The sequence below is a fragment of the Streptomyces rhizosphaerihabitans genome (assembly GCF_025399795.1).
GTDB classification, from domain to species: Bacteria; Actinomycetota; Actinomycetes; order Streptomycetales; family Streptomycetaceae; genus Streptomyces; species Streptomyces rhizosphaerihabitans.
Genome location: NZ_JAODTZ010000024.1, coordinates 15,823 through 29,090, shown reverse-complemented (window position 1 = coordinate 29,090; position 13,268 = coordinate 15,823). Strand labels below are relative to the sequence as shown.

Below are 13,268 nucleotides of genomic sequence, written 5' to 3'. Positions count from 1 at the left end.
CGGAGGTATCAAGCATGATCAAGCACCATCCACGCATCGTGGACCTGAGCGAGACGGAACCCAACCGCAGGCGCGGAGGAGACATCCGGGCCCTGCTCACGCCCGCCACGGCGGGGTCCACCAGCGGCTTCATGGGCCTGGCCATCATCCAGCCCGGAGAGCGCATCGGAGAGCACTACCACCCGTACTCCGAGGAGTTCGTGTACGTGGTCAGCGGTGCCCTCGAAGTGGACCTGGACGGTGAGGCGTTCGCGCTCCGGCCCGACCAGGGCCTGTTGATCCCGATCGACATGCGGCACCGCTTCCGCAACGTCGGCGACGAGGAGGCCCGCATGGTCTTCCACCTGGGCCCGCTCGCCCCGCGTCCGAGCCTCGGCCACGTCGACACGGAAGACACCGACGCCGCGCCCGGCCAAGAGGTCGTCATCGGGGGCCCGGACCTGACCGCGCCGGACCACGGACAGCAGTCCGAGCGAAGTGGGGCCATACAGTGACCCGGCGGGTGGCCGTCACCGGTATCGGTGTGGTCGCTCCGGGCGGAACCGGGGCGAAGGCGTTCTGGGACCTCCTCGCGGCAGGCCGCACCGCGACCCGTGGCATCACGCTGTTCGATCCGGAGGGCCTGCGCTCGCGCATAGCCGCCGAATGCGACTTCGACCCGCTCGAGCACGGACTCGACCCGGAACTGAGCCGCCACGCCGACCGCTACATACAGTTCGCGGTGGTCGCCGCCGGGGAAGCCGTCCGTGACTCAGGATTCGACGTCGGTCAGGAGAACCCCTGGCGCGTCGGAGTCTGCCTGGGCAGCGCCGTCGGCGGCACCACCCGCCTGGAGCACGACTACGTCCTGGTCAGCGAAGGCGGCAGGCGGTGGGACGTGGACCACCGCACGGCCGATCCGCAGCTGCACCTGGCGTTCTCGCCCAGCACGCTCGCCTCGGTCGTCGCCGCGCAGTTCGGGGCGCAGGGACCGGTGCAGACCGTCTCCACCGGCTGCACCTCCGGACTCGACGCGGTCGGATACGCCTTCCACACCATCGAGGAGGGCCGGGCCGACGTCTGCATCACCGGGGCGTCCGACTCGCCGATATCCCCGATCACGATGGCCTGCTTCGACGCCATCAAGGCCACGTCGCCCAACAACGACGATCCCGAGCACGCCTCCCGGCCCTTCGACGCCAACCGCAACGGCTTCGTCATGGGCGAGGGCGCGGCCGTGCTGGTCCTGGAGGAGTACGAGCACGCCCGGGCCCGCGGCGCGCACATCTACTGCGAGATCGGCGGCTACGCCACCTACGGCAACGCCTATCACATGACCGGTCTGACCAGCGAGGGCCTGGAGATGTCCCGGGCCATCGACGGCACGCTCGACCAGGCCCGGCTCGACCCCACACTGATCGACTACGTCAACGCGCACGGCTCGGGCACCCGGCAGAACGACCGGCACGAGACCGCCGCGGTCAAGCAGTCCCTGGGCGAGCACGCCTACAAGACGCCCATGAGCTCCATCAAATCCATGGTGGGCCACTCGCTGGGCGCGATCGGCGCGATAGAGGTCGTCGCCTGCGTCCTCGCCCTGAAGCACCAGGCGGTGCCCCCCACGGCGAACTACGAAACCCCCGACCCCGAATGCGACCTGGACTACGTGCCGCGCACCGCACGCCCCCGGAAGCTCAGGAATGTGCTCTCCGTGGGCAGCGGGTTCGGCGGATTCCAGTCCGCGGTGCTCCTGACCGGGCCGGGTGGGAGGACACGATGAGCACTCAGCGCCCCCGGCGCGCGGTAGTCACCGGTATCGGTGTGATCGCGCCCAACGGATTGCGCGCCGACGCCTACTGGAAATCCGTCAGGGAAGGCCTCGGCGTTCTGGACCGGATCACCCGCGAGGGCTGCGAGCACCTGCCGCTGCGCGTCGCCGGTGAGGTCCGGGCCTTCGACGCCGCGGACCTCATCGAGGAGCGGTTCCTCGTCCAGACCGACCGGTTCAGTCATTTCGCGATGGCCGCGACCGTTCTCGCCCTCGACGACGCGGGCCTCGGAGCGGTCGACCCCGAGGAGGCGTACGACATCGGCGTGGTCACCGCCGCCGGATCGGGCGGCGGCGAGTTCGGCCAGCGGGAACTGCAGAAACTGTGGGGCCAGGGTTCCCGGTTCGTCGGCCCGTACCAGTCCATCGCCTGGTTCTACGCCGCCAGCACCGGCCAGATCTCCATCCGCGGCGGCTTCAAGGGGCCGTGCGGAGTCGTCGCGAGCGACGAGGCCGGGGGACTGGACGCCATCGCGCACGCCGCCAGAGGTGTACGGCGCGGCACCGCCGCGATGGTCGTCGGCGCCGCGGAGGCGCCCCTGGCCCCGTACTCGATGGTCTGCCAGCTCGCCTACCCCGAGCTCAGTACCGTCGAGGACCCCGACCGCGCCTACCGCCCCTTCACCAAGGGAGCCTGCGGCTTCGTACCCGCGGAAGGCGGCGCCATGCTCGTCGTCGAGGACGAGCGGCGTGCGCGCGACCGGGGCGCGGCCGTCCGGGCCGTCGTGGCCGGACACGCGGCCACCTTCACCGGCGCCTCGCAGTGGGAGCGGTCCCGGGAGGGGCTCGCGCACGCGATCCGGGGCGCCCTCGCCGAGGCGGACTGCGCCCCGGAGGAGATCGACGTCGTCTTCGCCGACGCCCTGGGCGTCCCGGCGGCGGACCGCGCCGAGGCCCTGGCCATCGCCGACGCCCTCGGGGCGCACGGAACCCGGGTACCCGTCACGGCACCCAAGACGGGAATCGGACGGGCCTACTGCGGGGCACCCCTGCTGGACACCGCGGCCGCGGTGCTCGCGATGGAGCACGGCCAGATCCCCCCCACCCCCAACGTGTTCGACATCTGCCACGACCTCGATGTCGTGACGTCGAACGCCCGCCCCGCCGAACTGCGCACGGCCCTGATCCTCAGCAGGGGGCTCATGGGTTCCAACGCGGCCCTGGTCGTGCGCCGCGGCGGCGACCTCGCCCGGTAGTCCGGGCCGCACGTGAGGAGAACACCCGCATGATCACCACCGAAGTCACCGTCGACGAACTGGCCGCGCTGATGAAGAAGGCGGCCGGGATAACCGTCGACCCCAAGGAACTCGCCCAGTCCCTGGACGCGCCGTTCGGCACCCTCGGACTCGACTCGCTCGCCCTGCTCGGCATCGTCGGCGAACTGGAGAACCGGTACAGCCGGCCACTGCCGCCCGACGCGGAGCGCTGCAAGACGCCCCGTGAGTTCCTCGATCTCGTCAACGACACCCTCAAGGCTGGAGCCTGAAGTGGCTGGACACACCGAGAACAGCATCGTCATCGACGCCCCGCTCGACCTCGTGTGGGACATCACCAACGACATCGAGAACTGGCCGCGGCTCTTCAGCGAGTACGAGTCCCTCGAAGTCCTCTCCCGGGACGGCGACACGACGACCTTCCGCCTCACCATGCACCCGGACGAGAACGGCAAGGTGTGGAGCTGGGTCTCCCAGAGAACCGTCGACCGGGCGGGGCGGACCGTCCGGGCGCGCCGTGTCGAGACGGGACCGTTCGCGCACATGAACATCCGGTGGGAGTACGAGGAGACACCGGTCGGCACCCACATGCGCTGGGTGCAGGACTTCGCGATGAAGCCCGACGCCCCGGTCGACGACGCCTGGATGACGGACAACATCAACCGCAACTCCGTCACGCAGATGGCCCTCATCCGCGACCGGATCGAGCAGGCCGCCCGGGAACGCCGCAGCCCCGCCGCCATGCCCCGCTGACCACCGCCACCGGCACAGGAAGGACATCCGATGCACCACGCCCTGATCGTCGCCCGCATGGCGCCCGACTCGGCGCCGGCGATCTCCGACGTGTTCGCCGCCTCCGACCGGGGTGAACTCCCGCACCTCATCGGGGTCGACCGGCGCAGTCTCTTCCAGTTCGGTGACGTGTATCTGCACCTCATCGAATCCGAGCGGGACCCGGCACCGGCCATCGCGAAGATCGCCGGACACCCCGAGTTCCGGAGCGTCAGCGAGGAACTGTCGGCGTACGTCAGCGCGTACGACCCGCAGACATGGCGGAGCCCCAAGGACGCCATGGCGCACTGCTTCTACCGCTGGGAGCGGGACGCCGCCGGCTGAGCGGCCGTCCGGACACAACCCGAGGCCGCCGGCTCCGCTTCGTCGCGGAGCCGGCGGCCTCGGGTTGTGTCCGGACGCCTCCCGATCAGCCGGGGACGGTGCACTCGAAGGCGTGCAGATAGGCGTTCACCGAGCGGATCTCGCCGATGACCAGGCCCGCGGCCGTGAGCCGGTCGACCATGCTCTGCCGGGTGTGCTTGGCACCGCCGACGTTGAGGAGCAGCAGCAGGTCCATGGCCGTCGTGAACCTCATCGACGGGGTGTCGTCCACGAGGTTCTCGATGACGACGACCCGGGCACCGGGCCGTGCGGCCTTGCGGACGTTCGCGAGCGCCCTGCGGGTGCTCTCGTCGTCCCACTCCAGGATGTTCTTGATGATGTACACGTCCGCCTGGACCGGGATGTCCTCACGGCAGTCCCCGGCCACGATCCGTACCCGGTCGGCCAGCGCCCCGCCGCTCCGCAGCCGCGGATCGGCGTTCTCCACCACGCCCGGCAGGTCGAGCAGCGTGCCGTGCATGCCGGGGTGCTTCTCCAGAAGACTGGCCACGACCTGTCCCTGACCGCCACCGATGTCGGCGACCGTCTTCACGCCCCGCAGGTCGAGCAGGTCCGCGACGTCCCGCGCCGACTGCGAACTGGACGTCGTCATGGCCCGGTTGAAGACGTGCGCGGACTCGGGGGCGTCTTCGTTGAGGTACTCGAAGAACTCCTTGTCGTACACGTCCTCGAAGACGTTGCGGCCGGAGCGGACCGCCTCGTCGAGCTTCGGCCAGACGTTCCACGTCCAGGGCTCGGTGCACCACAGGGCGATGTACCGCAGGCTGTGCGGGTCGTCCTCGCGCAGCAGCCGGGACATCTCCGTGTGCGCGAACGTGCCGTCGGGGCGCTCCACGAAGACACCCTGGCTGGACAGGGCGCGCAGCAGCCGGCGCAGGGTCTTCGGCTGGGTCTTCACCGCCGCCGCCAGGTCGTCGGCGCTCATGGGCGTGTCGTCCAGGGCGTCCGCCACACCCAGGCGGGCCGCGGCCCTCACGGCGGCGGCGCAGGCCGCCCCGAAGACGAGTTCCCTCAGCCGCATGGACGGCGGGGGACTCTGATCGACAGTCGTCATTCAATGCCTCGTTTCTGAAGTCGTGCCGTACAGCCCGGACCGGTCCGAATGGGGGACGGACCGGGCTGTACGGGAGAGGACCGCGCTGTACGGGGGGAGGACCGGGTTGTACGGGGGCGCGGACCCGGGTCTGTGGGCGGGCCGGGACCTCAGCACATGCCGGCGGGCTCGGAGACCTTGCAGGTGTTGCCCGGGAACGTGTTGCCCTTGCCGGTGTCGCGGTTGGCGAGATCGGACGGGCCGTTGCGCAGGACCACGTTGTCGCGCACCACGTTGCGCTCGCTGAGCGCGCCCACGAAGCTCTTGAACAGCACGATGCCGCCCGACAGCGGGGACGTGCCCACGTTGTCCTCGACCCTGTTGTGCGTCACGCGCACGTCCTCCGCACCGGTGAGGACGATCCCCGAGCCCTGGAGGGCAGGCAGGCGGGCGGTCTTGGGGCAGGACTTGTTGTTGGCGTGGATGTAGTTCCGGCGCACGGACAGGTCCCCGACCCGGGGCTTGTTCTCGTCACCCACGATGAACACCGCGGTGCAGTTGCCGGTGGCCTCGTTGCGGGCGACGGTCAGGTTCCGCAGCCGCCGCACCGTGATGCCGATCCGGTTGCCGCTCAATTGGTTGTGGGCGACCACCGTTCCCTGGGTGTCGCGGGCTCCCTCCTCGGTGGCGACCGTGTTGGAAAGGAACACACCGGCGTCGCCGTTGTCCTTCGCGACGTTGCGGACGAACTTCGTGCGAACGGACCGCTCCTCGGCGAGGCCCCACTGGCCGTTCTTCTCTGCGGTCACCCCGCGGACCGTCAGCCCGTCGGTCCCCGACGCCCACAGACCCTGTTTGGAGAAGCCCCTGAGGGTCAGTGAGGCGACGGTGACGCCGCGGACGGGACTCTTGTCCGTCCCGGTCACACAAATGCCGTTGCCCGCCTTGGCGCACGCGTCGGTGGTGGCCGTACCCGGCACGATGACGGTGGCACGGGCGCTCGCGCCCCGCAGGGTCAGGTTCGCCACCGTGATGGTGACGCTCTCGTGATAAGTGCCGGGGGCGACGACCACGGTGTCGCCCGCCCGCGCCGAGTTCACGGCCTTCTGGATGGATTCACCCGGGCGTACCAGGTGCACTGACGGGTGGTCGGTCGGCAGGGCTGCGCCCACGCCCGAGGCCACGACCACCGCGGTGCACGCGAGGTAGGCCATCTGTTGTTTGGTCATAGGCCGAAGTTATGAACGGGTGTTCCGGCCCGCCACCGGTGATCCCCCAGGTGGGCCGCAGCTGTCACCGTGACGCGCCGGGAGGCCCTCACGACGACGCCGCCCCGGCCGGAGGATCCGGCCGGGGCGGCGTGCGCGGAGAACTGTGTCCGCGGGGGTGGTGCGTGGGTGATGCGTGGGTCAGGCGAGGATCGCCAGCGCCTCGTTCCAGGTGGCGGACGGACGCATGACCGTCGCGGCCTTGGCCGGGTCGGGCTGGTAGTAGCCGCCGATGTCGGCCGGGTCGCCCTGGACCGCGTTCAGCTCGTCGACGATCGTCCGCTCCTGCGCGGTGAGCGTCTCGGCGAGCTGGGCGAACGCCTTGGCGAGGTCCGCGTCGTCGGTCTGCCGCGCCAGCTCGTTGGCCCAGTACAGGGACAGGAAGAAGTGGCTGCCGCGGTTGTCGATGCCGCCGACGCGACGGGTCGGCGACTTGTCCTCGTTGAGGAAGGTCGCCGTCGCGCGGTCGAGGGTGTCGGCGAGCACCTGGGCACGCGCGTTGCCCGTGGTGGTCGCGAGGTGCTCGAAGCTGGAGGCCAGCGCGAGGAACTCACCGAGGCTGTCCCAGCGCAGGTAGTTCTCCTTGACCAGCTGCTGCACGTGCTTCGGGGCGGAGCCGCCGGCGCCGGTCTCGAAGAGGCCGCCGCCCGCCATCAGCGGGACGATCGACAGCATCTTGGCGCTGGTGCCCAGCTCCAGGATCGGGAACAGGTCGGTCAGGTAGTCGCGCAGCACGTTGCCGGTGACCGAGATGGTGTTCTCGCCGCGGCGGATGCGCTCCACGGACAGCTTGGTCGCCTCGACCGGGGACAGGACGCGGATGTCCAGGCCCTCGGTGTCGTGCTCCGGCAGGTACCGCTTGATCTTCTCGATGAGCACGGCGTCGTGCGCGCGCTCCTCGTCCAGCCAGAACACGGTCGGCTCGCCGGTGGCGCGGGCGCGGGTGACGGCCAGCTTCACCCAGTCCCGGATCGGCGCGTCCTTGGTCTGGCAGGCGCGGAAGATGTCGCCGGCGGAGACGGACTGCTCCAGGACGACGTTGCCGGCCTGGTCGACCAGGCGGACCGTGCCGGTGGTCGCGATCTCGAAGGTCTTGTCGTGGCTGCCGTACTCCTCGGCCTTCTGCGCCATCAGACCGACGTTCGGGACGGTGCCCATCGTCGACGGGTCGAAGGCGCCGTTGGCGCGGCAGTCGTCGAGGACGACCTGGTACACGCCGGAGTAGCTGCTGTCCGGCAGGACCGCGAGGGTGTCGGCCTCCTGGCCGTCCGGGCCCCACATGTGGCCGGAGGTGCGGATCATGGCCGGCATCGAGGCGTCGACGATGACGTCGGACGGCACGTGCAGGTTGGTGATGCCCTTGTCGGAGTCGACCATCGCGAGGGCCGGGCCCTCGGCGAGCTCGGCGTCGAAGGACGCCTTGATCTCGGCACCCTCGGGCAGGGCCTCCAGGCCCTTGTAGATGCCGCCGAGACCGTCGTTCGGGGTCAGACCGGCGGCGGCGAGCGTCGCGCCGTGCGCCGCGAACGTCTTCGGGAAGAAGGCGCGCACCACGTGACCGAAGACGATCGGGTCGGAGACCTTCATCATCGTGGCCTTGAGGTGCACCGAGAACAGCACGTCCTCGGCCTTGGCACGGGCGATCTGCTCGGTGAGGAACTCGCGCAGCGGAGCGACGTGCAGGACGGACGCGTCCACGACCTCGTCCGCGAGGACGGGTACGGACTCGCGCAGCACGGTGGTGGAGCCGTCGTCGCCGACCAGCTCGATCCGCAGCGCGCCGGCCTCGGAGATCACCGCGGACTTCTCGGTGGACCGGAAGTCGTCGACGCCCATGGTGGCGACGTTCGTCTTCGAGTCGGACGTCCACTTGCCCATGCGGTGCGGGTGGGTCTTGGCGTAGTTCTTGACCGACGCGGGGGCGCGGCGGTCGGAGTTGCCCTCGCGCAGCACCGGGTTCACGGCGCTGCCCTTGACCTTGTCGTAACGGGCGCGGATGTCGCGCTCCTCGTCCGACTTCGGGTCGTCCGGGTAGTCCGGCAGCGCGTAGCCCTGCGCCTGCAGCTCGGCGACCGCCGCCTTCAGCTGGGGGATCGAGGCCGAGACGTTCGGCAGCTTGATGATGTTCGCGCCGGGCGTCTTGGCCAGCTCTCCGAGCTCGGACAGGGCGTCCGCGATGCGCTGGTCCTCCTGGAGGAACTCCGGGAAGAGGGCGATGATGCGCCCGGCCAGCGAGATGTCACGGGTCTCCACAGTGACACCCGCCTGCGAGGCGTACGCCTGGACCACCGGCAGGAACGAATACGTCGCCAGGGCCGGGGCCTCGTCAGTGTGCGTGTAAATGATGGTCGAGTCAGTCACCGGGTGCTCCGCTCCACGTCTGCAACATTGCTCGACATCAAGATATCTCGTGAGCGGCCCCGGCTCGACAGCGGTCCGTCCCGGGTCGGGCCGGGGGCGCGGCAAACCGCCTTCCGCGTCGGGCGGGGCGGGCCCGAGCGGACACCGCCCGCAGGGCGCCGGGCCGGGCGGAAGTGAAAACGCGGGCCGGAGTGAACGCGGGATCGCCGAATCGAGGCAACCGCGTGCCCCGCCCGTGCGTATTCCAGGTGATCACCCACTTGATCTTGCGGCGGGCCTCCTGGCTTCCCGTCGCCCGAACGAAAGCGAACCATGAGATATCGCACCAGAGTGACGGCCCCCGCGGCCGCGCTGCTCGGCACGGCCGCCGCGCTCGTCGCCGCACCCACGGCCTCGGCGCGGCCCCTGGCCTTAAGGCCGGACGAGGGGACCCCGGGCGCGGAGACCCTCGGTGATTCCGTCTTCCCGGCCCTCGGCAACGACGGCTACCGCGTCGAGGCCTACCACCTCGACTTCGCGTACGACGCCACGACCCGGCTGGTCGACGCCAAGGCGACCCTGATGATCAGGGCGACCCAGGACCTCTCCCGCTTCTCGCTCGACGCGCTCGGCCTGGACGTGCGCGCGGTGCGGGTCGGCGGTGTCGTGGCCGGCTTCGAGCAGGCGGACGAGAAGCTGCGGGTCACCCCGGTGCGGACCCTGCCGAAGTCCCGCGCCGTCGCGGTCTGTGTCGAGTACGGCGCCGACCCGGCCAAGGCCCTCGCGCACACCGCCTGGGTTCCCACCCCCGACGGCTTCGCGATATGTCCTCAGCCGAATTCCGCGCACACGGTCTTCCCGTGCAACGACCACCCGGTGGACAAGGCGGACTTCAGCTTCCGCATCACCGTGCCGAGCGCGTTGCGCGGTGTCGCGAACGGCACGCTGGTCTGCACGGAGAGCCTGGACGGCGACCGGACCGCGTACACGTACCGCTCGGGTTCCCCGATGGCCACCGAGCTGGTGCAGATCACGGTCGGCGACTACGTCGTCAAGGAGCGGCAGGGGCCGAACGGGCTGGGGCTGCGTGACGTCGTCCCGGCGGCGCGCGCCGCCGCGCTGGAGCCGGCGCTCGCGCTCACCCCCGGCCTTCTCGACTGGCTGGAGCAGCGCCTCGGTGCCTACCCGTTCGAGACGTACGGGCTGCTGCCCTGCAACTCGGACGACGGGAACGCCTTCGACTTCACGGGCCTGGAGACCCAGACCCTGACGCTCTACAAGCCGAACTTCCTGCTCCAGGAGGAGAAGAAGATCGGCTCGCACATGATGCACGAGCTGGTCCACTCCTGGTTCGGCAACAGCGTCAGCCCGGCCAACTGGGCCGATCTGTGGCTCAACGAGGGCCACGCGGACTTCTACGGGCTGCTGTACCGCTACGAGCGCGGCTGGGCCGACTCGCTCGGCATGACGACCATGGAAGCCCGGATGAAGGACACGTACGCCAGGGGCGACCAGTGGCGCAACGACTCCGGGCCCGTCGCCGCGCCGAACGAGGCCAACCTCTTCGACAACCAGCGCTACCTGGGCGGTGTCCTGGTCCTCTACGCGCTGCGCGAGGCCCTGGGCGAGGACGCCTTCAACCGCATCGAGCGCACCTTCCTGGAGCGCTACCGCAACTCCGCGGCGACCACCGCCGACTACATCGCGGTCGCCTCCGAGATCTCGGGGCAGGACCAGTCCGGCTTCCTGAACGACTGGCTGTACGGGACGAAGACCCCGCGCATGCCCAACCACCCGGACTGGACGGTCACCCCGGTGGTGTCGAGCCTGGTCGCACCGCGCAACCGCGTGCCCGGCCACTACCCGGACTCGACCGCCACGCTCTGATCGCACCGGCGACCGGCGGGGCAATCCGGCGGGGGTGACCGGCGGGGGGCCGGGCGGAGTGTTCCGCCCGGCCCCCCGCCCGTTCTCAGGCCCCGTTCTCAGGACCCGCTCTCGGGGCCCGTCCTCAGGGCCGCTTCGCGGCCTCACGCTGATGGGGTACGGCGGTCTCCAGGAACCCCGCGCCGCCGGGCTGGAGCGCGACCGTCCGGGCGGGCGACGGGATCCGGATGCCCTCGTCCCGGTAGCGCTTGTGCAGGCGCTTGATGAACTCGTGCTTGATCCGGTACTGGTCGCTGAACTCGCCCACGCCGAGGATCACGGTGAGACCGATGCGGGAGTCGCCGAAGGTGTGGAAACGCACCGCGGGTTCGTGTTCCGGGACGGCGCCGTCGATCCCGGTCATCACCTGGGCGACGACCTCGTTGGTGACCCGCTCGACGTGGTCCAGGTCGCTGTCGTAGCCGACGCCGACCTGCACGGTGAGCGTCATCCGCTGCTCGGGCCGGGTGAAGTTGGTCATGTTGGTGCCCGAGAGCTGGGCGTTGGGGATGATGACCAGGTTGTTGGACAGCTGACGGACGGTGGTGTTGCGCCAGTTGATGTCGACGACGTAGCCCTCCTCGCCGCTGCTCAGCTGGATGTAGTCGCCCGGCTGGATCGTCTTCGACGCGAGGATGTGCACGCCCGCGAAGAGGTTGGCGAGGGTGTCCTGGAGGGCGAGGGCGACGGCCAGACCGCCCACACCCAAGGCCGTCAGCAGGGGCGCGATCGAGATCCCGAGGGTCTGCAGGACGATCAGGAAGCCGATCGCCAGCACCACGACGCGGGTGATGTTGACGAAGATGGTCGCCGAACCGGCGACGCCCGAACGGGACTGGGTCACCGACCGCACCAGGCCGGTGATCAGCCGGGCCGCGGTGACCGTCGTGACCAGGATGAGCAGAACGGTCAGTGACCGGTTGACGGTACGGCCGATCGGTGCGGTCAGCGGAAGCACCGCGGCCGCCGCGGCGATGCCCCCGGCGACGGCCGACCACGGCACCACGGTGCGCAGCGCGTCCACCATGATGTCGTCGCCGCTCCAGCGGGTGCGCTCGGCGTGCTTGCCCAGCCAGCGCAGCAGCATCCGCAGCAGGAACGCCGCCAGCAGCCCGGCTGCCACGGCTATTCCGGCGATCATCAGGTCGTCCACGGTGACGGAGCGCTTCATCGATGACCTCCTCGGAAGCCGGGACCGGGGTGAGGGCCCGCGGGCCGAATGTGCTGTGTCGTCACTTGCCACCTGCTCGAATCCGGGAACGCACGATCATGCCCGGACGTTTGTTCGTCATCGTCCGGGGGACCGCTCATCCTGCCGCATCCGCGTGCCCCTCCATCACCAACCTTGCGTGCGGCCCCTCTTGACGGCCTGCCCGGGCCAACTGCCGTTGCCGACGGGGTGCAGGTGCGGGTGGCCATCGCGTGGGTTCCGGCGTCACCGCCACGCCCTTGCCGGCAGCGGCCCGGTGTCAGAGCCCGCCGAACGAACCGTGCCGCCCCGCGCCGGAGGCGAAGCGGGCCGCGCCCTCCATGCTCTCGTCCAGCACGCCCATGCCGTAACGGAGTTCGGCGCGCATGGCCTCCTTCTCGATCAGGCCCTCCTGGTCGAGGACCGAGGCACGGTCGCTGCGCAGACAGGACTGCGGGAAGTCGGCGATCTCGGCGGCCAGCCGCTCGGCCTCGGCGCGGGCCCGGCCCACCGGGACGACACGGTTCGCGAGCCCCATTCCGTACGCCTCCGCGGCGGTGACCGGACGACCAGTGAGGATCATGTCCATCGCGCGGCTCGTCCCGATGAGCCGGGGGAGCCGTACCGTGCCCCCGTCGATCAGCGGCACCCCCCACCGGCGGCAGAACACCCCGAAGACGGCGTCCTCCTCGGCGACCCGCAGATCGCACCAGAGCGCCAGCTCCAGGCCACCGGCCACGGCGTGTCCCGCGACCGCCGCGATCACCGGCTTGGTCAGGCGCAGCCGGGTGGGACCCATCGGGCCGTCACCGTCCTCGGTGACCTCGTTGCCGCGCTCGGTGCCGATGGCCTTGAGGTCCGCACCCGCGCAGAAGGTGCCGCCCTCGCCCCAGAGCACGGCGACGCGCGCCGTCTCGTCGGCCTCGAACTTCCGGAAGGCGTCCGCGAGTTCGGCGGCGGTCGGCCCGTCCACCGCGTTGCGGGCCGTGGGCCTGGAGAGGACGACGGTGGTGACGTGACCCTGACGTTCGATCCGGACCGGCATCGCGCTGTCCCTTTCTCCGGCCGGCGCGCCACACCGCACGCCGTGGTTACTCCTCGGTATCACAGCATGCGACGGAACGCACGGCCTGGGGCGGAAGGGCTTGGCCCCCTGCCTCCGGGTCCCGGGGCTGACCCGCCGCGCGGCCCGGAGCCGATGGGCCCAGCCTCTGACGTCCGGGTCCCGGACTGAGCAGACCGTGCGACCGGGAGCCGATGGGCTCGGCCTCGGACACCCGGATCCCGGGGGCGAGCAGCCCGCAGGCCCGGGAAC

At 70.5% G+C, this 13,268-nt stretch carries 12 protein-coding genes; 7 read left to right on the top strand and 5 right to left on the bottom strand.

The window, feature by feature from the left end:
• Positions 1 to 14: 14 nt before the first annotated feature.
• From N4G66_RS23520 to N4G66_RS23495, 6 genes are read left to right on the top strand one after another with little or no spacing between them, the layout of a single operon-like run.
• Complete coding sequence (locus N4G66_RS23520) at positions 15 to 494, top strand: cupin domain-containing protein (protein ID WP_261706152.1); 480 nt, start codon at positions 15 to 17, stop codon at positions 492 to 494.
• On the top strand, positions 491 to 1,759 hold the full coding sequence (locus tag N4G66_RS23515; protein ID WP_261706151.1) for a beta-ketoacyl-[acyl-carrier-protein] synthase family protein: 1,269 nt from the start codon (positions 491 to 493) through the stop codon (positions 1,757 to 1,759). Before N4G66_RS23520 ends, N4G66_RS23515 begins: the two co-directional genes overlap by 4 nt.
• Positions 1,756 to 3,003 carry a ketosynthase chain-length factor gene (locus N4G66_RS23510; protein WP_261706150.1) on the top strand — a complete coding sequence of 416 codons (1,248 nt, stop codon included), beginning with the start codon at positions 1,756 to 1,758 and terminating at the stop codon, positions 3,001 to 3,003. Before N4G66_RS23515 ends, N4G66_RS23510 begins: the two co-directional genes overlap by 4 nt.
• Positions 3,004 to 3,032: 29 nt before the next feature.
• Positions 3,033 to 3,293: an acyl carrier protein gene (locus tag N4G66_RS23505; protein ID WP_261706149.1), complete on the top strand. Its 261-nt coding sequence runs from the start codon at positions 3,033 to 3,035 to the stop codon at positions 3,291 to 3,293.
• A 1-nt stretch (position 3,294) separates the two neighbouring features.
• Entirely contained in the window at positions 3,295 to 3,774 is a 480-nt protein-coding gene (locus tag N4G66_RS23500) for an SRPBCC family protein (protein ID WP_261706148.1), read from the top strand.
• A 30-nt stretch (positions 3,775 to 3,804) separates the two neighbouring features.
• Positions 3,805 to 4,137 (top strand): TcmI family type II polyketide cyclase, encoded by a 333-nt coding sequence (locus tag N4G66_RS23495; protein ID WP_261706147.1) that lies wholly within the window; start codon positions 3,805 to 3,807, stop codon positions 4,135 to 4,137.
• Positions 4,138 to 4,222: 85 nt separating this feature from the next.
• Here N4G66_RS23495 and N4G66_RS23490 read toward each other — a convergent pair whose 3' ends face one another.
• The 3 genes from N4G66_RS23490 to N4G66_RS23480 form a co-directional block, all read right to left on the bottom strand.
• Entirely contained in the window at positions 4,223 to 5,251 is a 1,029-nt protein-coding gene (locus N4G66_RS23490; protein WP_261706146.1) for an acetylserotonin O-methyltransferase, read from the bottom strand.
• Positions 5,252 to 5,400: 149 nt separating this feature from the next.
• On the bottom strand, positions 5,401 to 6,459 hold the full coding sequence (locus N4G66_RS23485) for a right-handed parallel beta-helix repeat-containing protein (protein ID WP_261706145.1): 1,059 nt from the start codon (positions 6,457 to 6,459) through the stop codon (positions 5,401 to 5,403).
• 180 nt (positions 6,460 to 6,639) lie between these two features.
• On the bottom strand, positions 6,640 to 8,859 hold the full coding sequence (locus tag N4G66_RS23480) for an NADP-dependent isocitrate dehydrogenase (RefSeq protein ID WP_261706144.1): 2,220 nt from the start codon (positions 8,857 to 8,859) through the stop codon (positions 6,640 to 6,642).
• A 312-nt stretch (positions 8,860 to 9,171) separates the two neighbouring features.
• Here N4G66_RS23480 and N4G66_RS23475 point away from each other — a divergent pair, with 312 nt between their 5' ends.
• The gene (locus N4G66_RS23475; protein ID WP_261706143.1) at positions 9,172 to 10,725 is read left to right on the top strand and encodes a M1 family metallopeptidase; all 1,554 of its coding nucleotides are present in this window, start codon (positions 9,172 to 9,174) and stop codon (positions 10,723 to 10,725) included.
• A gap of 124 nt (positions 10,726 to 10,849) precedes the next feature.
• Here the strand turns inward: N4G66_RS23475 and N4G66_RS23470 are convergent, their stop codons facing one another.
• Both N4G66_RS23470 and N4G66_RS23465 read right to left on the bottom strand, forming a co-directional pair.
• On the bottom strand, positions 10,850 to 11,935 hold the full coding sequence (locus N4G66_RS23470; RefSeq protein WP_261706142.1) for a mechanosensitive ion channel family protein: 1,086 nt from the start codon (positions 11,933 to 11,935) through the stop codon (positions 10,850 to 10,852).
• A 298-nt stretch (positions 11,936 to 12,233) separates the two neighbouring features.
• Entirely contained in the window at positions 12,234 to 12,998 is a 765-nt protein-coding gene (locus N4G66_RS23465; protein ID WP_261706141.1) for a crotonase/enoyl-CoA hydratase family protein, read from the bottom strand.
• Positions 12,999 to 13,268 lie beyond the last annotated feature (270 nt).